Annotated in this window: 18 protein-coding genes and 1 other RNA gene; 12 read left to right on the top strand and 7 right to left on the bottom strand. The window is 69.8% G+C overall.

Going from position 1 to position 21251, the window contains the following annotated elements; all coding sequences use genetic code 11:
- The first annotated feature begins 15 nt into the window (after positions 1–15).
- Both prfB and IG99_RS18270 read left to right on the top strand, forming a co-directional pair.
- Complete coding sequence (gene prfB, locus IG99_RS18265; RefSeq protein ID WP_037675308.1) at positions 16–1122, top strand: peptide chain release factor 2; 1107 nt, start codon at positions 16–18, stop codon at positions 1120–1122.
- A gap of 290 nt (positions 1123–1412) precedes the next feature.
- Positions 1413–2237 carry a hypothetical protein gene (locus tag IG99_RS18270; RefSeq protein ID WP_037675310.1) on the top strand — a complete coding sequence of 275 codons (825 nt, stop codon included), beginning with the start codon at positions 1413–1415 and terminating at the stop codon, positions 2235–2237.
- Positions 2238–2328: 91 nt separating this feature from the next.
- On the opposite strand, the gene IG99_RS18275 is transcribed toward IG99_RS18270, so the two are convergent.
- Positions 2329–2520: a hypothetical protein gene (locus IG99_RS18275; RefSeq protein ID WP_037675312.1), complete on the bottom strand. Its 192-nt coding sequence runs from the start codon at positions 2518–2520 to the stop codon at positions 2329–2331.
- Between the two features lie 270 nt (positions 2521–2790).
- On the opposite strand from IG99_RS18275, the gene ftsE reads away from it, so the two are divergent.
- The 6 genes from ftsE (at position 2791) to IG99_RS18300 (ending at position 7512) form a co-directional block, all read left to right on the top strand.
- Entirely contained in the window at positions 2791–3480 is a 690-nt protein-coding gene (ftsE, locus tag IG99_RS18280; RefSeq protein ID WP_037675313.1) for a cell division ATP-binding protein FtsE, read from the top strand.
- A gap of 51 nt (positions 3481–3531) precedes the next feature.
- On the top strand, positions 3532–4449 hold the full coding sequence (gene ftsX, locus IG99_RS18285) for a permease-like cell division protein FtsX (protein ID WP_037675315.1): 918 nt from the start codon (positions 3532–3534) through the stop codon (positions 4447–4449).
- A gap of 68 nt (positions 4450–4517) precedes the next feature.
- Entirely contained in the window at positions 4518–5687 is a 1170-nt protein-coding gene (locus tag IG99_RS18290) for a S41 family peptidase (RefSeq protein ID WP_199815549.1), read from the top strand.
- Positions 5688–5762: 75 nt separating this feature from the next.
- Positions 5763–6302 (top strand): SsrA-binding protein SmpB, encoded by a 540-nt coding sequence (gene smpB / locus IG99_RS18295; protein WP_037675320.1) that lies wholly within the window; start codon positions 5763–5765, stop codon positions 6300–6302.
- A gap of 97 nt (positions 6303–6399) precedes the next feature.
- Positions 6400–6788, top strand: a transfer-messenger RNA (tmRNA) gene (gene ssrA / locus IG99_RS44810).
- Positions 6789–6876: 88 nt separating this feature from the next.
- Entirely contained in the window at positions 6877–7512 is a 636-nt protein-coding gene (locus tag IG99_RS18300; protein WP_037675457.1) for a hypothetical protein, read from the top strand.
- A gap of 25 nt (positions 7513–7537) precedes the next feature.
- On the opposite strand, the gene IG99_RS18305 is transcribed toward IG99_RS18300, so the two are convergent.
- The 6 genes from IG99_RS18305 to IG99_RS18330 all read right to left on the bottom strand — a co-directional run bounded on the left by IG99_RS18305 (position 7538) and on the right by IG99_RS18330 (position 15489).
- On the bottom strand, positions 7538–8545 hold the full coding sequence (locus IG99_RS18305) for a LacI family DNA-binding transcriptional regulator (RefSeq protein WP_037675322.1): 1008 nt from the start codon (positions 8543–8545) through the stop codon (positions 7538–7540).
- The gene (gene yicI / locus IG99_RS18310; RefSeq protein ID WP_037675325.1) at positions 8545–10797 is read right to left on the bottom strand and encodes an alpha-xylosidase; all 2253 of its coding nucleotides are present in this window, start codon (positions 10795–10797) and stop codon (positions 8545–8547) included. Before yicI ends, IG99_RS18305 begins: the two co-directional genes overlap by 1 nt.
- Positions 10798–10807: 10 nt before the next feature.
- Positions 10808–11632, bottom strand: coding sequence for a carbohydrate ABC transporter permease (locus IG99_RS18315; RefSeq protein WP_037675326.1), 825 nt, complete (start codon positions 11630–11632; stop codon positions 10808–10810).
- Positions 11629–12594 carry a carbohydrate ABC transporter permease gene (locus IG99_RS18320; RefSeq protein WP_037675327.1) on the bottom strand — a complete coding sequence of 322 codons (966 nt, stop codon included), beginning with the start codon at positions 12592–12594 and terminating at the stop codon, positions 11629–11631. The genes IG99_RS18315 and IG99_RS18320 overlap by 4 nt, the downstream gene beginning before the upstream one ends.
- A complete protein-coding gene (locus IG99_RS18325) occupies positions 12591–13886 on the bottom strand; it encodes an ABC transporter substrate-binding protein (protein WP_199815550.1) in 1296 nt (431 codons plus the stop codon). Before IG99_RS18325 ends, IG99_RS18320 begins: the two co-directional genes overlap by 4 nt.
- 322 nt (positions 13887–14208) lie before the next feature.
- Positions 14209–15489: an MFS transporter gene (locus tag IG99_RS18330; RefSeq protein WP_037675329.1), complete on the bottom strand. Its 1281-nt coding sequence runs from the start codon at positions 15487–15489 to the stop codon at positions 14209–14211.
- An 83-nt stretch (positions 15490–15572) separates the two neighbouring features.
- Here IG99_RS18330 and IG99_RS18335 point away from each other — a divergent pair, with 83 nt between their 5' ends.
- The 4 genes from IG99_RS18335 to IG99_RS18350 all read left to right on the top strand — a co-directional run bounded on the left by IG99_RS18335 (position 15573) and on the right by IG99_RS18350 (position 21104).
- The gene (locus IG99_RS18335; protein WP_037675330.1) at positions 15573–16538 is read left to right on the top strand and encodes a LysR family transcriptional regulator; all 966 of its coding nucleotides are present in this window, start codon (positions 15573–15575) and stop codon (positions 16536–16538) included.
- Between the two features lie 230 nt (positions 16539–16768).
- Positions 16769–17677, top strand: a complete 909-nt coding sequence (locus IG99_RS18340; protein WP_051865526.1) for a hypothetical protein — start codon at positions 16769–16771, stop codon at positions 17675–17677.
- On the top strand, positions 17677–19899 hold the full coding sequence (locus IG99_RS18345; RefSeq protein WP_037675331.1) for a bifunctional polysaccharide deacetylase/glycosyltransferase family 2 protein: 2223 nt from the start codon (positions 17677–17679) through the stop codon (positions 19897–19899). The genes IG99_RS18340 and IG99_RS18345 overlap by 1 nt, the downstream gene beginning before the upstream one ends.
- Complete coding sequence (locus IG99_RS18350; RefSeq protein WP_037675332.1) at positions 19896–21104, top strand: acyltransferase family protein; 1209 nt, start codon at positions 19896–19898, stop codon at positions 21102–21104. The genes IG99_RS18345 and IG99_RS18350 overlap by 4 nt, the downstream gene beginning before the upstream one ends.
- Positions 21105–21251 lie beyond the last annotated feature (147 nt).

The following is a 21251-nucleotide window of genomic DNA, read 5'->3' on the forward strand; positions in this document are numbered from 1 at the left end:
CGTTACGCTGGAGGCGTGGCAGTCGTCGATGTATCCGAAGAGCTCAAGTCCCTCTCCTCGACCATGGAGTCGATCGAGGCCGTTCTGGACCTCGACAAGCTGAGGGCAGACATCGCCGTGCTCGAGGAGCAGGCGGCCGCGCCGTCCCTGTGGGACAACCCGGACGAGGCGCAGAAGATCACCAGCAAGCTGTCCCACCTCCAGGCCGAGGTCAGGAAGGCGGAGGCGCTGCGCGGCCGGATCGACGATCTCGCCGTGCTCTTCGAGATGGCCGAGGAGGAGGACGACCCGGACACCCGCGCCGAGGCCGAGTCCGAGCTCACCGCCGTCAAGAAGGCACTGGACGAGATGGAGGTCCGCACGCTGCTCAGCGGTGAGTACGACGCCCGCGAGGCGCTCGTGAACATCCGCGCCGAGGCCGGCGGCGTCGACGCCGCCGACTTCGCCGAGAAGCTCCAGCGGATGTACCTGCGCTGGGCCGAGCAGCACGGCTACAAGACGGAGATCTACGAGACCTCGTACGCCGAAGAGGCCGGCATCAAGTCGACCACCTTCGCCGTGCAGATCCCCTACGCCTACGGCACCCTCTCCGTCGAGCAGGGCACGCACCGCCTGGTGCGCATCTCCCCCTTCGACAACCAGGGCCGCCGCCAGACCTCCTTCGCGGGCGTCGAGATCCTCCCCGTGGTCGAGCAGACCGACCACATCGAGATCGACGAGTCCGAGCTGCGGGTGGACGTCTACCGCTCGTCCGGTCCCGGCGGCCAGGGCGTGAACACCACCGACTCCGCGGTGCGCCTCACCCACCTGCCCACCGGCATCGTCGTCTCCTGCCAGAACGAGCGCTCGCAGATCCAGAACAAGGCGACCGCGATGAACGTCCTCCAGGCCAAGCTGCTGGAGCGGCGCCGCCAGGAGGAGCAGGAGAAGATGAACGCCCTCAAGGGCGACGGCGGCAACTCCTGGGGCAACCAGATGCGTTCCTACGTGCTGCACCCGTACCAGATGGTGAAGGACCTGCGCACCGAGCACGAGGTCGGCAACCCCGAGGCCGTTTTCAATGGTGAGATCGACGGCTTCCTGGAGGCCGGAATTCGCTGGCGCAAGCAGCAGGAGAAGTAACTTCATCGACTTGAACACCGGTCACAACTGCCGCCTTGAGGGCGGCAGTTGTCGTTTGTCCGGGTTTTACATCACACTCACAGCTTCCAATCCCCAGTAAAGACGGCGGACCTGGACATTGCGCCCGCAACGACCTTGACGTTGCTTTGAAAAATGGGAAAGGTGAAGCGCGGCATGCGTATTCCTGGGGCGCATGTGAACCGGGGGACTTCGCCTCGCAGCAGCCTTCTCCGTTGATCACGGCCCCGACGCCGCCTCATAGACGATGAGCTACTGGGGGTAGCAACCACATGACGAAGAAGACGCGGATACGTGTCGCGCGGATCGCCGCCGGAGCCGTGATCGCGGCGGGCGCCTCGCTGACCGCCGCGGGTGCCGCTTCGGCGCTCGACATCGGCGTCGGCGTGAGCGTCGACGAGAAGGGCGCGGATGTCGGCGTGGACGTCGACACCAACGGCGGGACGGGGTCGGACGGCGGCGACGGCAATGGCACGTGCGACCTGCCTGTCCTCGACCCCGACTGCGACACGTCCGGTGACAACGGTGGCGCGGGTGACAACGGTGGCGCGGGCGACAATGGCGGTGCCGGTGACAACGGTGGTGCCGGTGACAACGGTGGTGCCGGCAATAACGGTGGCGCGGGTGACAACGGCGGTGCCGGTGACAACGGTGGCGCGGGTGACAACGGTGGTGCCGGCAATAACGGTGGCGCGGGTGACAACGGTGGTGCCGGCAATAACGGTGGCGCGGGTGACAACGGCGGTGCCGGTGACAACGGCGGCGCGGGTGACAACGGCGGTGCCGGTGACAAGGGCGACGGCACCGCCCCCGACGGCGGCTCCGGCGAGTCCGGGGACTCCGCCCAGGAGGCCGGCTCCTCCTCCCTGACCGACACCGGCTCCGACGACACCGGCTCCGGTGCCGCCACAGGCTCGGGCTCGGGCTCCGGCTCAGGTTCCGCCGCGCACGCCCAGGGCAACGGTCAGGAGCTCGCCGAGACCGGTGCCGCGCAGACCGGTTTCCTGGTGATCGGCGCCGCGACGATGATCGCCGGCGGTATCGGCTTCCGTATCCTGCCCCGGCTGGTGAGCGGCCGCGGCGGCGCTGCTGCCTGACGGTAGTCGTCGACGTACGGACCGTACGGACGCGAGTACAGCGAGGGGCCCGGAGCGCACCGCTCCGGGCCCCTCCCGCGTCCTGGGCGGGCTACGTGGTCTGGTGCGCCAGCAGTGCCACCGCGGCGATCAGCACCGCCAGCAGCACGACGAGCGCCATCGGGTTGATCCCCGCGAAGAAGTTCTCCTGCTGCAGCCGCTCGCGGTTGGCGCGGCACACCGGGCACCGGCCCTCGCTCACGGGCGCCGCGCAGTTAGCGCACACCAGCCGGTCGTACGTCATGCGCTCGCCCTCCTTGCACCGGTTCCACGTACACAACGCTCCGGGAAACGAGAACGTTCCCCTGTCCACTGTGCCAGGTTCCGGCAAATTCAGCGCGGCCCTCTTGACGAACCCCTGGTAGAAGCCCTGGCCCCAGGAAACGGCGGAAGAGCCGAGCGTTACTCGGTACAAGTCGGAACAAAAGATGCGCAACCGTGTCCGGCGCCTGCGCTCGTGTACCCGCTTCGCGTATGGTCACGCCATCTACCCCCGGCGACCCGTGGTGCATCCGTGATCCGATTCGACAACGTCTCCAAGGTCTACCCCAAGCAGAGCCGCCCCGCCCTCAGGGATGTTTCCCTCGAGGTCGAGAAGGGCGAGTTCGTGTTCCTCGTGGGGTCCTCCGGCTCCGGAAAGTCCACCTTCCTGCGGCTGATCCTCCGCGAGGAGCGGTGCAGTCAGGGCCAGGTGCACGTTCTGGGCAAGGATCTCGCGCGCCTCTCCAACTGGAAGGTGCCGCAGATGCGGCGCCAGCTGGGGACCGTGTTCCAGGACTTCCGCCTGCTGCCCAACAAGACGGTCGCCGAGAACGTGGCCTTCGCGCAGGAGGTCATCGGCAAGTCGCGCGGCGAGATCCGCAAGTCCGTGCCGCAGGTGCTCGACCTCGTCGGGCTCGGCGGCAAGGAGGACCGGATGCCCGGTGAGTTGTCCGGTGGTGAGCAGCAGCGCGTCGCCATCGCGCGCGCCTTCGTCAACCGCCCCAAGCTCCTCATCGCCGACGAGCCCACCGGCAACCTCGACCCGCAGACCTCCGTCGGCATCATGAAACTGCTCGACCGCATCAACCGGACGGGCACCACCGTGGTGATGGCGACGCACGACCAGAACATCGTGGACCAGATGCGCAAGCGCGTCATCGAACTGGAGGGCGGCCGCCTCGTCCGCGACCAGGCACGCGGCGTCTACGGCTACCAGCACTGACCGCCGTCCGCTGACCGTCTGACCGTCCACGGAAAGGCTTGACCACACGCCATGCGCGCCCAGTTCGTTCTGTCGGAGATCGGTGTGGGTCTCCGTCGCAACCTGACGATGACCTTCGCGGTCATCGTCTCCGTCGCCCTGTCCCTGGCCCTGTTCGGCGGTTCGCTGCTGATGAGCGACCAGGTGACCACCATGAAGGGCTACTGGTACGACAAGGTCAACGTCTCGATCTTCCTCTGCAACAAGAGCGACGCCGAGTCCGACCCCAACTGCGCCAAGGGCGCCGTCACCGACGACCAGAAGAAGGCGATCGTCGCCGACCTGGACAAGATGTCGGTGGTCCAGAAGGTGACGTACGAGTCGCAGGACGACGCCTACAAGCACTACAAGGAGCAGTTCGGCGACTCCCCGCTGGCCAGTTCCCTCACACCGGACCAGATGCAGGAGTCGTACCGCATCAAGCTGAAGGACCCGGAGAAGTACCAGGTCATCGCGACCGCCTTCGACGGGCGTGACGGGGTGCAGTCGGTGCAGGACCAGAAGGGCATCCTGGACAACCTCTTCGGGTTGCTCAACGGCATGAACTGGGCCGCCCGCGCGGTGATGGCGCTGATGCTCGTCGTCGCGCTGATGCTCATCGTCAACACCGTGCGCGTCTCGGCGTTCAGCCGTCGGCGCGAGACCGGCATCATGCGGCTGGTGGGCGCCTCCGGCTTCTACATCCAGGCGCCGTTCATCGCCGAGGCCGCGGTCGCCGGACTCATCGGCGGCACCGTCGCCTGCGGATTCCTGGTCGTCGCGCGGTACTTCATCATCGACCACGGACTCGCCCTGTCGGAGAAGCTGAACCTGATCAACTTCATCGGCTGGGACGCCGTCCTGACGAAGCTCCCGCTCATCCTCGCGACCAGCCTGCTGATGCCGGCGCTGGCGGCGTTCTTCGCGTTGCGCAAGTACCTGAAGGTGTGACGCATGCCAAGGAGGGCCGTACGGACAACCGTCCGTACGGCCCTTCCGCTTGTCCTAGACTCACCGCCATGTCAGGTCGTGACCTGTTCTGTCAGCCCCGCCGTTTCGGCCGCGGGGCCGCCCTGACATTGGTGTTCGCGAGCGTGCTCGTCGCCGGTGCCGCGACGGGGTCCCTCCCCGTGGGCGAGCGCAAGGCGGTGCCCGACGAGATCCGCCAGGCCGCCCCGGTCGGCCGCCACGAGGAGGTCGCCCGGGCCGCCGCCGAGGCGATGGCCGACGGCAAGTCCCCCGTGGAGGCCGCCGAACGAGCCGTCAGCCGCAGTGGCGACCGCTGGGCCGCCGTCTACTCCGAGGGTGAGTACGAGGAGTTCGAGGAGTCCCTCGACGGCGAGTACACCGGCGTCGGCCTGTGGGCGCGGCAGGAGCGCGACGGCCGTATCGAGGTCACGAAGGTGGCCTCCGACTCGCCCGCGGCGGCCGCCGGGATCCGCACGGGCGACCTGCTGCGCCGCGTCGACGGCAAGAGCGTCGACGGGCGCCCGGTCACCGAGGTCGTCTCCCTGCTGCGCGGCGACGCCACCGACGCGCCCGCCGGCACCACCGTCCGCGTCGGTCTTCAGCGCGGCACGCGCGCGTGGACCGAGACTCTGCGCCGGGCGCGCCTGTCCACGGACCCGGTCACCGTCCGGCGCCTCTCCGGCGGCGTGACCGTCATCCGGATCGCCTCCTTCACCAAGGGCGTCGGCGACACCGTCCGCACCGCCGTACGGCAGGCCCCGGCCGACGCCGGGATCGTCCTCGACCTGCGCGGCAACCCCGGCGGCCTGGTCACCGAGGCCGTCACCGCCGCCTCCGCCTTCCTCGACGGCGGTCTGGTCGCCACGTACGACGTGGACGGCGAGCAGCAGGCCCTGCACGCCGACGCCGGCGGCGACACCACCCGGCCCCTGGTCGCCCTGGTCGATGGCGGCACGATGAGCGCGGCGGAGCTGCTCACCGGCGCCCTCAAGGACCGCGGCCGCGCGGTCGTCGTCGGCTCGCGCACCTTCGGCAAGGGTTCCGTGCAGATGCCGAGCCGGCTGCCCGACGGCTCCGTCGCCGAGCTCACCGTCGGCCACTACCGCACCCCCTCCGGCCGTGGTGTCGACGGCACCGGCATCACGCCGGACCTGGAGGCCCACGAGGGTGCCCTCCAGCGGGCGCAGACCGTGCTGAGCGGGCTCGGCGACGCACGGTAGCCGGCACCGCCCCGCTAATCGGCTTTCCCTCCGGCCCCCTTGGAGTGCGAAAATGGCCGCACTATGAGCAAGGGAATGTACGTACCCAAGGAGTCCCAGCCGAAGCAGGGGACGGCCGCCAAGTTGCGTGACGGCGAGAGGGGCGGCAAGCGCAAGATCGTCGCGCAGAACAAGAAGGCACGCCACGACTACGCGATCATCGACACCTACGAGGCCGGGATCGTGCTCACCGGCACCGAGGTGAAGTCGCTGCGTCAGGGGCGGACCTCGCTGGCCGACGGCTTCGTCCAGATCGACGGGGGCGAGGCGTGGCTGCACAACGCCCACATCCCCGAGTACAGCCAGGGCAGCTGGACCAACCACTCCGCGCGCCGCAAGCGCAAGCTCCTGCTGCACCGCGAGGAGATCGACAAGCTGGAGGCGAAGTCGGAGGAGACGGGTCACACCATCGTGCCCCTCGCCCTGTACTTCAGGGACGGCCGTGCCAAGGCGGAGATCGCGCTGGCGCGCGGCAAGAAGGAGTACGACAAGCGGCAGACCCTGCGTGAGAAGCAGGACCGCCGGGAGACCGACCGCGCGATCGCGGCGGCGAAGCGCAAGCAGCGGGGCGCGTAGGAATACGCTGGCACCCACCTGCGTTGGTCACGTACGATGGTGACTGCACCCCACAGCGGGTGCGCGCCCCTCTCCGGAGGGATTGTCAAAACAACATGGGGATGATCGGTTTCGACAGCGGATGTCGAAGCAGGGGAAGCGTGTCGAGGAAGCGGCAATGATCTCGTAAACCATATGTCGCAAAAAATAATCGCCACTACAAAGCGCGATTCCCAGTCCTTCGCCCTCGCTGCCTGATAAGCAGTGAGTGAGGGACCCTAAATGGGTGTCAGCCCGGGAGCGTTCCCGGCCCGGATCCTGGCATAATCTAGGGAACTAAACCATCGAGCCCGGTCACGGGGCTCGATGGGAAACCAAACAGTGACTGGGCCCGTCGGCGACTTGTTCGCGTGATCGCCGGGGCCGAGAAAATCACAGCGAACTGCACACGGAGAAGCCCTGATTCTGCACCGTTGGACGCGGGTTCGATTCCCGCCATCTCCACGATCGGGAAGGTCCTCGGACCTACCCAACCCATGTGGGTGAAAGCCCCGCTGCTCGCGAGCAGCGGGGCTTTCGCTTTGAAGAGGGGAACATGACCGAACCCCGTCACCTGCTCGTCCGCGCTCAGGACGACTCCTACTCGTGGCCCCTGCTCGCCGACGACGAGCCTTTGGACCAGGGCCTCCCCGATACTCTGGCCGACCGACTTGGCTCCTGGTCCCTGGCCCGGCCGAAGGGTGGCTTCACCTCCCGCCCGGCGCTGCGCAAGCACGTCGCCGAGGGCCTGGACGTGGCGCGTGCGCTGGCGAAACACCTCGGCCCGGACTGGACCGTCCGCTACTGGGACGAGCGGCACCGGACCGAGAAGTACGTCTGCTGGGGATGCGGGCGCGCCAACCTCACCCCAGACGCCCACGGCACCCCGCCGCACCCCGTCCACATCTTCGTCGAGGCCGAGTACGGGTGGTATCCGCTGCGCGCCGACGGGTTCGGGGATTTCCCACCCGACGACCCCGCCGCCGCGCTCGACCTCTCCCACGCACTGGTGGCCGACCTCAATGCCTGGTCCCAGGGCCACAAGGAGGCCATCGGCGGCTGGCTGGACGACCGCGACGGCGTCCGGGAGCGCATCGCCCTCGAGCGGCTGTGGGAGGAGGGCCGGCTCCTCACCGATCGCGTCGCCCGCGAACTGCACCCGGGTCGGACCGTCACCTACCGGGGCCTGTGACCGCGCCCGGCCGACCCGGCCGGGATCACGCGTCGCGCGGCGCGGTACTCGCGCGTTCCGTCAGCCTCGGCGGCAACAGCGTCGCCTCCGGTACGTCGTCGCCGCCGAGCCTGCGCATCAGCAGCTCCACCGCCCGCTCACCCACCTCGGCGGACGGCAGGGCGACCGAGGTGACGGGCACCCGGACGCTCTCGGCGAGTTCGTCCGGGCAGATGGCGGTGACGGACAGGTCGCCGGGCACCCGCAGCCCGAGCTGCTCGAAGGCGTCGATCAGCGGTTCCAGCACCGGCTCGTTGTGCACGACGACCCCGGTCAGCGCCGGCTGCTCGCGCAGCAGCCGCTCGGCGACCCGGCGGGCGGCGCCCGGCCCGGTCTCGCACGGGTGGACGGTGGAGGCCAGCCCGCTGCGGTCGGCGGCGGCGGTGAACCCCTGCACCACACGCTGCGCGAACGCCGTCCGACGCACATACACCTCCGGCGGCGACCCGACGAGGGCCACCACCCGGTGCCCGAGCCGCGCCAGATGGTCCACGCACACCTCGCCGGCCGCCCGGAAATCCAGGTCGATGCAGGTCAGACCGGCCGCGTCGGAAGGGAAGCCGATCATGACGGACGGTCTCTCCAGCGATCGCAGCAGCGGCAGCCGGGGGTCGTCGAGCTGGACGTCCATCACGATCAGCGCGTCCACCAGCGCGGTGTCCGCGACCCGCCGCAGCCCCTCATCGCCCTCCTCCTGGGTGAGCAGCAGCACGTCATGGTCGTGCTTGCGGGCGGTGGTCACCACGGACACCGCGAACTGCATGACGACCGGTACGTGCATCCCGGCCCGCAGCGGTACGACCAGCGCCAGCACGTTCGACTTGCTGCTGGCCAGCGCCCGGGCACCGGCGTGCGGCCGATAGCCCAGCTCGCGGATGGCGGCCTCGACGCGCAGCCGGGTCTCCTCGGAGATCGGGCGCTTGCCGCTCAGCGCGTAAGAGACCGTGCTGGCGGAGACCCCGGCGCGCTTCGCCACATCGGTGATCTTGACCATCAGCCCAGCTCCAGGGTGAGGAAACCGGTCCCCGCCTGCGCGTGCGCGATCCGCTCCCCGGCCGCCAGCGCCCAGGGCGCCGAGGGATCACTGGAGGACGCGCGCAGCGTGTCCCCCTCCCGTACGACCGTGAAGGTCACGTCCCCGACCGGCACCGTCACCTGGTCGCCCCGCCGCAGCCCGTACGTGCGCAGGGTGACCCCGTCGGCGTGCGGATAGTCGGGCCGGTCGTCCACCGCGCCCACCGGGATCACCGCACCCGGCCGCACCAGGAGCGGCACCCCGAGGAAGTCGTGCTGCTCGCGCACCCAGCGCGGTCCGGTCACCGTCTCGCCGGACACGAAGTGGGTCCAGGTGCCCTCGGGGACGTAGTAGGTGACGTCCCCCTCGTCGGAGAACACGGGCGCGACCAGCAGGTCCGGTCCGAGCATGTACTGCCGTTCCAGGTGCGCGCACCCGGGATCGTCCGGGAACTCCAGCACCATGGCCCGCATCATCGGCAGGCCCTCGGTGTGGGCGGTGCGGGCGGCCTCGTACAGGTAGGGCATGAGCCGGAGCTTCAGCCGGGTGAAGTGCCGAAGGACATCCACCGACTCCTCGTCGAACAGCCACGGCACCCGGTAGGAGGAGGAGCCGTGCAGGCGGCTGTGCGAGGAGAGCAGGCCGAAGGCCAGCCAGCGTTTGAAGAGGGCGGGGGTCGGGGTGCCCTCGAAGCCGCCGATGTCGTGGCTCCAGAAACCGAACCCCGAGAGCCCCAGCGAGAGCCCGCCGCGCAGCGACTCCGCCATCGACTCGTACGTCGCCTCGCAGTCGCCGCCCCAGTGCACGGGGAACTGCTGACTCCCGCTTGTCGCCGACCGGGCGAACAGGACCGCCTCGCCCTCGCCCCGGTGCTTGCGCAGCACGTCGAAGACCGTGCGGTTGTAGAGGTAGGTGTAGTAGTTGTGCATCCGCTCCGGGTCGGAGCCGTCGGACCAGGCCACGTCCAGCGGCACCCGCTCGCCGAAGTCGGTCTTGAAGCAGTCGACGCCCTGCGCGAGCAGCGCCTCCAGCTTCGACGCGTACCAGTCGCGGGCGGCCGGGCTGGTGAAGTCGACCAGCGCCATGCCGGGCTGCCACATGTCCCACTGCCAGACACTGCCGTCCGGCCGCTTCAGCAGATGACCGAGTGACTTGCCCTCCGCGAACAGCGGCGATCTCTGCGCGATGTACGGGTTGATCCACACGCTGATCCGCAGCCCGCGCTCCTTCAGCCGGGCCAGCATGCCCTCCGGGTCCGGGAACACCCGCGGATCCCACCGGAAGTCGCACCAGTGGAACTCGCGCATCCAGAAGCAGTCGAAGTGGAACACGGACAGCGGCAGTTCACGCTCCCGCATGCCCTCGATGAAGGAGGTGACGGTCTCCTCGTCGTAGGACGTGGTGAACGACGTCGACAGCCACAGCCCGAACGACCAGGCGGGCGGCAGGGCCGGACGGCCGGTGAGGGCCGTGTACTTGCGCAGGATGTCCTTCGGGGTCGGCCCGTAGATGACGTAGTACGTCAGCTCCTGCGTCTCCGCGCTGAACTGGGCCCGGGACACCACCTCCGAGGCGACCTCGAAGGACACCTTGCCGGGGTGGTCGACGAAGACGCCGTAGCCCGCGTCCGTCAGATAGAACGGGACGTTCTTGTAGGCCTGCTCGCTGCAGGTGCCCCCGTCGGCCTGCCAGACGTCGACCACCTGGCCGTTCTTCACCAGCGGCCCGAAGCGTTCACCGAGGCCGTAGACGCTGGTCCCGACCCCCAGGTTGAGCTGCTCGCGCAGATAGTGGGCGCCGTCCGCGTCCCGCATGATGCCCATGCTCTTGTGGCCGCTGGAGGTGAGGACGCGGCCGTGGGCCAGGAACTCCACCTGCCAGGGGCCGCCCCGGGCGAGCTTCACGGACAGGGCGCCGGAGGTCAGGGTCGCGTGCTCGTCGTCGTAGGAGACCTGGGGGGTGGTCTCCGCCTCGGTGAGCCGGAACTCAGGGCCGCGCCGCTCCTCGCCCGTGAAGTGGGTCAGGGTGAGGCCGATGACGTCGGGCATCGGGGTGTGCGCGTTGATCGTCATGACCGGTCCCGTCATCAGGTCGCCGCGCGAGCGGATCGGCCGGGTCGGCGCGTGGATCTCCAGCGTGCCTCCCCCAGACGCGGTGACGTCGAGGACCTCGGCCGGGTAGGCGGCGGTGACGCCCTCGCGCAGCAGCCAGTAACCGTCGGTGAACTTCATGGGGGGTTCCTTACTTCACGGCTCCCACCGCGATGCCGCGGGTGAGCGTTCGCTGGAAGACGAGAAAGAACACGAGAGCGGGCAGTACGCCGAGCAGGGCCGCCGCGTTGGTCATCGTGGCGTCCATCAGGCGCTGGCCCTGGAGGACACCGAGGGCCACCGACACGGTCTGGTTGTCGTTGGAGATCAGCATGACCAGGGGGAGCAGGAACTCGTTCCAGGTCCAGATGAAGAAGAAGACCATCAGCACACCCAGGGTGGGGCGGCTGACCGGGACGACGATCCGCCACAGGACCTGCCACTTGTTCGCGCCGTCGATGTGGGCGGCCTCGATGATCTCCCGGGGGAACTGTCCGAGCACGGAGGAGAGGAGATACGTGCCGAAGGCCGCCTGGATCACCGTGAAGACGATGATCACGCTCAGCCGGGTGTCGTAGAGGCCGGCCTGCTTGCTCAGGTAGTACACCGGGTAGACCAGCGCCTCCTGCGGCAGCATGTTCGCCAGGACGAAGAAGGCGAGGACCCAGGTGCGGCCCTTGATGCGGCCGATGCCGATCGCGTAGGCGTTGAGGACGGACAGCACCACCGCCAGGGCCGCCACCGAGCCGCTGATCAGCACGGAGTTCACCAGCTTCCGGCTGTAGTCCACCCGCTCCCAGAAGTCCTTCAGGCCGTCCAGGTAGAGGCCGTCCGGCAGGCTCAGCGGGCCGTTCCGGGAGTACTCCGCCGGGGACTTGACCGCGTTGACCGCCACGATCAGGAACGGGACGACCATGAAGAGGGCGGCGATGCAGAGGGCGATCAGGACCGGGTAACGGCGTAGGGCCCTCGTCATGGGCGTACCCCTTCCTCGGCGTCCTCCGCGCGGGTCTGGAGCTTCAGGCCGACCAGCGACAGGGCCAGGATGATCACGGTGAGGACGGTGGAGATCGCGGCGCCGTAGCCGACCTGGGTCTTCTCGAAGAACGTGGTGAAGGAGAAGTAGGACGGGACGTTCGTCGCGCCGCCGGGCCCGCCCTTGGTCAGGACGTACACCGCGCCGAACACCTTCAGCGCGGCGATCGAGCACCAGGTGAGGACGACATAGGTCTCCGGGCGGATCTGCGGCAGTGTGATGTGCCGGAAGCGGCGCCACCAGCCGGCGCCGTCCAGCTCGGCCGCCTCGTACAGCTGCGGGTCGACGCGTTGCAGGCCGGCCATGAAGACGACCAGCGGGAAGCCGAGCTGCACCCACACCATCACGCCCATCACGCTGTACAGCGCGAGGTCGGGGTCGCCGAGCCAGTCCTGCTGCCAGGAGCCCAGGCCGACCGCCTTGAGGAGCGCGTTGAGCGAGCCGTTGTCGGGGGCCAGGATCCAGCTCCAGACGATGCCGGCGACGGCGATCGGCAGGACCTGGGGGAGGTAGAAGCAGGCGCGCAGTACGGCGGCGAGTCCGCTGCCGAAGTGCTTGCCGACGTAGTCGAACAGGGCGGCGGCCAGGACCAGTCCGAGGGCCGTGGGGATCACCGCCATGGCGACCACCATGAACAGGCTGTGCCGGAAGGACTCCCAGAACTCCGAGTCGTCCATCAGCTCGCGGTAGTTGGCGAGCCCGGACCACTCCGGGCTGCCCACGCCCTGCCACTCGGTGAAGCTCACGCCCGTGTTCATCAGGAACGGGACGACGATCACCGCGAGGAAGGCCAGGGCGCCCGGGAGCAGGAACAGCGCGTACGAGGAGCTCGGGCGGCGCGGGGGGCGGGGGCCGGGCCCCTTGCCGACCACCCGGGCGTCCCGTTCGACGGTCACCGTCATCGCTTCGGCGCGCCCTTGTCGTAGGCCTCCTGGAGGGCGTCGAGGTAGTTGTTCGGTTCTGTGCTGCCGGTGATCAGTTTCTGGGTCTCGGAGACGAGGACGTCGTAGAAGCCGGCGACCGGCCAGTCGGGGTAGAAGGCCAGGCCGTCCCGCTTGCTGAGGGTGTTGAAGTCGGCGATCAGCGTCTTGGACTTGGGGTCGGTGATCGCGTTGGCGTCGGCCGCGACCGGGACGCCGCCCTTGTTGCCGAGGAGGTCCTGAATTTTCTTCGACAGGGTGATGTCGATGAAGTCGTGGGCGAGTTCCTTGTTCTTGGCGTTCTTCGGGACGACCCACAGGTTGCCGCCGGAGCCGAGCGTCAGGTTCGAGCCGGGCCACAGGAAGGTGCCCCAGTCGAACTTCGCCTCGTCCTGGAAGCGGCCGTACCACCAGCTGCCGGAGAACAGGATCGGCGACTTGCCCTGGATGAAGGAGACACCGGCCTCCTCGGCCTTGGTGCTGGTGGAGTTCTTGCCGATGTAGCCCTTCTTCACCCAGTCGGCGAAGGTCTCGGCGGCGTACGTCCAGGCCTGGTCGTGGAAGTCGGTCTTTCCCTTGTACAGCTCGTAGGCGTCGACCCACGAGCGGTCGGCCTTGGAGAGGGCGAGCTGGTAGAGGTACTGCTGGGCGATGTACTCGGCACCGCCGTTGGAGAGCGGGGTGACGCCGTTCTTGACGAAGGTGTCCATCGCTGCGGTCAGCTCGTCGAACGTCTTCGGCTCGGCGATCTTGTACTTGGCGAAGAGGTCCTTGTTGTAGAAGACCATCGTGTACTCGGCGTAGTTGGGCACGCCGTACCACTTGCCGGAGCCCATCACGCCGTCGGTGTCGTACACGCTGGTCGTACGCACTCCCGCGCTGATCTTCTTGTCCCAGCCGCGCTTGGTCGCCTCGGCGGTCAGGTCGGTGAGGAGGCCCTGCTTGGAGAGCAGGCCCGCCGTCGCGTTGCCCTTGTTGTACTCCATGAGGTCGGGCGCGTCGGAGGAGTTCAGGACCATCGGGGCGGTCTTCTGGATCTGCTCGAAGCTCTTCTCCTCGTACTTCACCTTCACACCCGGATGGGTGGCCTCGAACTCCTTGATGGCCTCGTTCCAGGCGGCGCCCATCGCGCTGTTCGGTGCCTCGTAGTGCCACAGCCGCAGGGTCTTGCCGTCGGACCCGCCGCTGCCGTCCGATCCGCCGCAGGAGGTCATCAGCAGGGATCCCGCCAGGACCACCGCGCTCGCCACCACACGCCTTCGTGCCGTCAACATCCAGTGCCTCCAAGGGAGTCGGATGGGTCTCAGGGCGTCACGCGGAGTTCATCGAATCGATTCGATGCGTGACGTCGAAGCGCTTCGACGGGCGAAGGTATGTGGCGGCTGTGAGTGCGTCAATGGGGCGTACGTGAATTGCCGTGCCGTGCCGTGCGGTGCGGTGGGCTGTCGCGCGCCTGCTGTGAGTGGGTGGGTGGGGGCCGTGGCGGTGCGTCGAGCCCGTCGCGGGTCGCGCCCCTCCGTTCGCTGCCACGGTTCAGCGGCGTTGGGACCGGCTGAGCGACGGGCTGCGACGCACCGCCACGGCCCGCTCCCGCGGTCATGCGGCTGCGGGGGCTCGCCGCTGGGTGAGTGTGATCAGCAGGGCCGTTGCCGCGGCCGCCAGAGGGACCGTGAAGCCGGTGGCAGGGGAGCAGTGTTCGACCAGCCAGCCGCCTGTCGCGCTGCCGCAGGCTATGCCGCCGAGCAGGGCGGTCACCGCCAGGGACATGCCCTCGTTGAGGCGGGCGGGCGGGGTGCGTTCCTGGATGAGGGTCATGCCGGTGACCATGGTGGGGGCCGTCGCCATTCCGGCGACCAGCAGCGCGCCGGACAGGGCGAGAAGTGAGCCGGTGAGGGCCGCCGCGAGCAGGGGCAGTGTCAGCAGGGCCGTCATCGCGGCGACGCACCAGGGGTAGCGAGCTGCGGCCGGTCCGGTGGGCTTCACCATGCCGTAGACCAGGCCCGCCGCGCAGGAACCGGCCGCCTGGAGCGCGAGCACGGCACCCGCGGCCGTGCGGTGTCCCTGCGCGTCGGCGAACGCGATGGTGACGACCTCCATCGCGCCGAACACCGCCCCCATGGCCAGGCAGACGGCGAGCAGCGGGGGTATGCCGGGCGCGCGGTAGGGGGCGCCGCCGGAAGGGCGGCGCTGCGGGGGCGGCTCGGTGCCGCGCTGGGCGGTGAACAGCAGGACGCCTGTGACCAGCAGCACTGCGCCGAACAGGGTGCCCGCCTCCGGGAAGAGCGTGCCGCACAGCAGGGCCGCGAGGACCGGGCCCAGCATGAAGCACAACTCGTCGGCGGCCTGTTCGAAGGAGTTCGCGGTGTGCAGGGCGCGGGCGTCGCCCTTGAGCAGGTGCGCCCAGCGGGCCCGGGACATCCCGCCGGTGTTGGGGGTCGTCGCGGTCGCGGCGTACGCGGCGAACAGGGTCCAGTCGGGGGCGCCGAGACGCACGCAGAGCAGCAGCGCGAGCGAACCGAGCGCGGCGACCAGTGTGGCCGGTACGGCGATCCGGGCCTGGCCGTACCGGTCGACCAGCCGTGCGATCCAGGGGGCGACCAGCGCGGTCGTCGCGAGCCCGGTCGCGGTGACGGCACCGGCGAGGGCGTACGAGCCACGCGACCCGGCGATCATCACCACCGCGCTCACGCTGAACATGCCCATGGGCAGCCGGGCTATCAGGTTCCCGGCCGTGAAGGCGCGGGCGCCGGGGAGTGCGAGAAGCCGGCGGTAGGGGCCGGGTGGGCGGGGCGTGCGGCGGGGGTGGAAGTCGACGGCGACCAGGGCGTCGCCGGTGACGGTGTACAGGGGCGGTCCGGGCGGGGTCGGTTGCGGCATGGGTCCACCGTCGCCCGGGGGTGATCAAGCGGTCCAACACCTTCTCCGTACCGATTCACGCACCTGCGTTGTAAGTTCGCCGGATGCCTCAGCATCTCGACCCCCGACTCCTGCGCGCCTTCCTGGCCGTCGCCGATGAACTGCACTTCACGCGTGCCGCGACCCGCCTCTACGTCGCGCAGCAGGCGCTCAGCCGGGATGTGCGGCGACTGGAGCGGGAGTTGGGCGCGGAGCTGTTCGTGCGGACCACCCGGCAGGTGACGCTGACGTCCGAGGGTGAGCGGCTGGTGCCGTACGCGCGGCGCGTCCTGGCGGCGCAGGAGGCGCTGCTGGCCGCGTTCGGGCAGGCCAGGCCGCTCCTGGTGGACCTGAACTCGCCGGGGCTGGAAACCGGGCGCCGGGTGCTGCGACTGGCGCGTGAACTCGCCCCCGAGCAGGAGCTGATGGCCCGCTACGAGAGCGGGCTGACGGGAGCCGCGGGGGAGATGATCGCGGGCCGGCTCGACGTGTCGTTCGGCCGGTTCGCGGGCCTGCCCCCGGTGATGCGGTCGCAGCTCGACCATCAGGCCGTACGGCTTGAGCCGATGGCGGTGGTGCTGCCCGAGGCGCACCGGCTGGCGTCGCTGCCGGAGGTGCCGTTGTCCGCGCTGGCGGGGGAGTGCGTGTACGCGGGTGCCGGGAACCCGCGCACGCCGGAGTGGACCGATCTCGCCCACCGGTTGTTCGACGGACGGGGGATCGAGGTGGCGCCGCCCGTCCCGCTCGCGGTAGGGGACGAGGAGTTCCGGCGGATCATGGCGAAGGCGGGCAATCCCATCCTTGCGGTGGTGGGCTTTCCGGCCATGCCCGCGACGGTGCTGCGGCCGCTCGTCGATCCCGTCCCGCTCTCCCCGGTGTCACTGGTGTGGCGGAAGGGGCTGGTCCACCCGGGGTTCGATGCGCTTCGACGGGCCGCGGACCGGATTTCAGCCGAGGAGGGATGGCTGACTCGGCCCGCAAATGGATGGATTCCGGCCATCGACGTGGACATGATAAAAACCGGCAATTGACGCGTTGTCGCATTTACCGGTCGCGTCTGCGCTAGATTCAGGGCGCCCGAGCGCCATATGTCAAGAGGGCGCGCACGATCCGGCGGGGGGCCGGGTTCATTCGGCGTGCGCTCGGGTCGTTTCGCGCACCCGGAACTTGTCCCGTGGGGGGAACAGCGCACGTGAAGAAATGGCGGGAAGACGCCCAACTGGAATGGCCAGCAGCGGCGTCCGCGACCAGAGGCACACCGGTGACGAGCGTCAACACACAGGAGTTTCCGGAAACCGGAGCGAGTGATGCCACTCCGGTCCCGGCCGCCGGGCTCCCCGGCACCGAGGTCCGGGACCCCTGGCAGGAGGAGAGCGGCGACAGCGGCTCCGCGGCCAACGACCCGCAGGAGGTGACCGTCCAGCTCGACTCCGTGCGGTTCGGTGACGCCGCCGCGGCGGCGGGCAGAGGCGGTGCGGACGGCGGCCAGGACGCCTCCGACGGGCCCGTGTTCGTCGACGAGACCGGCCGCCGGCGGATCCGGATCCGCCGCCTCGGCATCTGCGTGGGCGTCGCCTGCGCCGCCTACGCCGCCGTCATCGTCGGCACCCTGCTGTCGGGCAACTCCGACGCGCCCTGGCTGCCGGTACCGGTCCAGGACGACGACAAACCCGCGGCCAAGGTCGAGGCCGACAGCCCACCGCAGCCCACCAGGACGGCCGCTCCGGTCCTGCCTCCGGTCGGCCCCCTCCTGCCCGGCCCGGTCGGTCCCTTCCTGCCCGGCGTGCACGTCAGGCCCTCCCTTCCCGGCGTGGCCCGCACGCCCGTGAGCACTCCGCGGCCCAGCCCCTCCGCCGGCGCGCCAGGACCGAGCCCGTCCGCCAAACCCGGGCCCATGACCAGCGCTCCCGTCAAGCCGACCCCGGGCGTCTCCACGCCCGGCCCGGCTCCCGGCACGAGCGCGCCGGTCCTGCCGCCGCCGTCCTCTCCGCAGCCGTCCCCGACGAGCGCCAGCCCCTCACCCGTCGCCTCCCCGTCCCCGACCGGGGACGGCACCGGCACCATGGCCGAGGGAACGCCCTCGCCCGTGCCGACCGCGTCCGAGGCGACGTCGCCCTCGGCGCCCGGCCCGTCGAGCCCCGCCGCCCCGTCCCCGGAGAACACCGTCTGATGGCATCCCGCACCAACCGTCGAACCGCCAGGAAGACCAGAAGAACGGGCGGTTCGACGGCCGCTCGACGCCGTCGGCTCCCGCTGCGGCACCTGCTGCCCCTGCTGCTCCTGCTCGCCCTGGCGGCGATGCTGATGCTGCGCGGCTATGTGCACAGCGAGATCCTCGCCGACCACCGCATCCGGCCCGAGACCACCGCCGACCACGTACCCGAGAAGATCCTCGAGGGCGGCCCGGTCATCGACACCCGCGGCCCCAAGGCCACCACCCTCGACGTGCCGGACCACCGCATCGTCCTCACCTTCGACGACGGCCCCGACCCGACCTGGACGCCCAAGGTCCTCGACGTCCTCAGGAAGCACCACGCGCACGGCGTCTTCTTCATCACCGGCACCATGGCCTCCCGCCACCCCGACCTGGTCCGCCGCATGGCGGCCGAGGGCCACGAGATCGGCCTGCACACCTTCAACCACCCCGACCTCTCCCTGCAGACCAGGAAACGCATCGACTGGGAGCTGTCCCAGAACCAGATGGCGCTCGCCGGCGCGGTCGGCATCCGCTCCTCGCTGTTCCGGCCGCCGTACTCCTCCACCGCCTCCGCCCTGGACGACCACACCTGGCCCGTCACCCGGTACGTCGGCAGCCGCGGCTACATCACCGTCCTCACCACCGACGACAGCGAGGACTGGCGCAAGCCCGGCGTCCAGGAGATCGTCCACAACTCCACGCCGAAGAACGGCAAGGGCGCGATCGTCCTGATGCACGACTCCGGCGGCGACCGCCACCAGACGGTGCAGGCCCTGGACCGGCTCCTGCCCGAACTCAAGCAGCGCGGCTACCGCTTCCAGAACCTCACCGAAGCCCTCGACGCGCCCTCCGCGCACACCGAGGTCACCGGCCCCGACCTGTGGAAGGGCAAGGCCTGGGTCTTCCTGGTCGGTGCCTCCGACACCATCACCGACGTCCTGGTCGTCGGCCTCGCGGTGATCGGGTTCCTGGTCCTCGCCCGCTTCGGCCTGATGCTGCTGCTGTCCGGCATCCACGTCCGCCGCACCCGCCGCAAGGGCTTCACCTGGGGCCCCGACGCGCCGGTCACCGAACCGGTCTCGGTGCTGGTCCCGGCGTACAACGAGGCCAAGTGCATCGAGAACACCGTGCGTTCCCTGATGCGCAGCGAGCACCCCATCGAGGTCCTCGTCATCGACGACGGCTCCGCCGACGGAACGGCCCGCATCGTCGAGGACCTGGACCTGCCGAACGTACGCGTCGTCAGACAGCTCAACGCCGGCAAGCCCGCCGCCCTCAACCGCGGCATCGCCAACGCCCGCCACGACCTGATCGTGATGATGGACGGCGACACCGTCTTCGAACCGGCCACCGTCCGCGAACTCGTCCAGCCCTTCGCCGATCCGCGCGTCGGCGCGGTCGCCGGCAACGCCAAGGTCGGCAACAAGGACACCCTCATCGGCGCCTGGCAGCACATCGAGTACGTGATGGGCTTCAACCTGGACCGCCGTCTGTACGACGTCCTGCGGTGCATGCCCACCATCCCCGGCGCCGTCGGCGCCTTCCGCCGCAGCGCCCTCGACCGGGTCGGCGGCATGAGCGACGACACCCTCGCCGAGGACACCGACATCACCATGGCCATCCACCGCGACGGCTGGCGGGTGGTCTACGCGGAGAAGGCCCGCGCCTGGACGGAGGCCCCGGAGTCGGTCCAGCAGCTGTGGTCGCAGCGCTACCGCTGGTCGTACGGCACCATGCAGGCGATCTGGAAGCACCGCCGCGCACTCGTCGAACGCGGGCCTTCGGGACGCTTCGGCCGCGTGGGCCTGCCCCTGGTCGCCCTGTTCATGATCGTCGCACCGCTCCTCGCGCCGCTGTTCGACGTGTTCCTCTTCTACGGCCTGGTCTTCGGGCCCACGGGCAAGACGATCGCCGCCTGGTTCGGCGTCCTGGGCATCCAGGCCGCCTGCGCCGCGTACGCCTTCGTCCTCGACCGCGAACGCCTCACCCCGCTGATCTCGCTGCCCCTCCAGCAACTCCTCTACCGCCAGCTCATGTACGTCGTCCTGCTCCAGTCCTGGATCACCGCCCTGACCGGGGGCCGACTGCGCTGGCAGAAACTGCGGCGCAAGGGCCAGGTGGCCGCGCCGCCCGGTGAGACGCCGGCGAGCCGGCAGGCAGGCAAGCAGGCAGTGGACCAGGGGGCCGCCCGATGAGTACGACTCCCACGCTGCCCGCCGACACACAGGACGAGCCGGCCCCGGCCGTACCGGAGCGCAAACCACCGGCCCGCGACCGCTACTTCGACCTGCTGCGGGCCGTCGCCCTCTTCCGTGTCGTCTTCTACCACCTGATGGGCTGGGCCTGGCTGCCCGTGGTGTTCCCGTCGATGGGCGTGATGTTCGCCCTTGCCGGCAACCTCATGGCCCGCTCGCTCAAGCGCCCCGCCCTCCAGGTCGTACGCGGCCGACTGCGCCGCCTGCTGCCCCCGCTGTGGCTGCTCGGCGCGATCGGCGTGACCGGCATGCTGCTCCAGGGCTGGGGGCCCGGCTCCGACGGACACCCGGGGTGGTGGTGGCTGCACCTCACCTTCTGGATCCTGCCGCTGAGCGAACCGTCGGCCCCCGAGACCATGCCCGGCGTCCACGGCTTCCTCGGCGAGGACTGGGCGGCCCAGCTCGCCGTCCCGCTCTGGTACGTCCGCGCCTACCTCTGGTACGTCCTGCTCTCCCCGCTGCTCCGCAAGGCACTGCGGGCGCTGCCCTGGCCGACGATCCTCGCGCCGATCGCGCTGACCGGTGCCCTCAGCTGGGGCTGGATCAGCATGCCCAGCGAGCGGATCGACTCCGCCGTCCTGGACTTCGCCACCTTCGGCGCCTGCTGGCTGCTCGGGATGGCCCACCACGAGGGCGTCCTGAAGCGTCTGCCGCGTTACGTCGTCCCGTCCGTGGCACCCGCCGTCGCCGCCGTCGGCCTCTGGTACGCCCTGCACCACGGCTTCCGGACCGGCCACGACCTCGATGACATCCCCTTCGGCCAGGCCCTGTGGTCCTTCGCGACGGTGCTGCTCCTGCTGCACCTCAGCCCGACCTGGACCGAGTGGCCGCGCAGGCTGCGCCGTTGGGACCGCCTGATCACGCTCCTCAACTCGCGCGCGGTGACGATCTACCTCTGGCACAACGTGTGCATCGTCGTCGCGGCGATGCTGTGGGACCGGCTCTGGGGCTTCCCGGTGCTGGAGACGCACTTCTCCTGGCTCCTGGAGAGCTCGTGGCCGGTCCTCGTGGTCGTCTGGATACTCGTCGCCGGCTGCGTCGTCTGCTTCGGCTGGGCGGAGGACCTGGCCGCCCGCCGCAGGCCCCGCCTGTGGCCGGACGGCTCGAAGCGGCAGTCCGGGCGGGCGGGGACCCACCGGGCCTGAACCACCCACCGGTCACGTGACGAACGTTGCGTGACCGGGACCTCTCATCCCGTTCTCCCCGGCGGTGAGAGCAAAGTTCCTTTCCGGTCACCCACAGCCACAGACAGGAAACGCGTCCCCTCTACCTTCGGTACTCATCACCGCTCG

This window comes from Streptomyces griseus subsp. griseus (assembly GCF_000720255.1).
GTDB lineage: Bacteria > Actinomycetota > Actinomycetes > Streptomycetales > Streptomycetaceae > Streptomyces > Streptomyces griseus_I.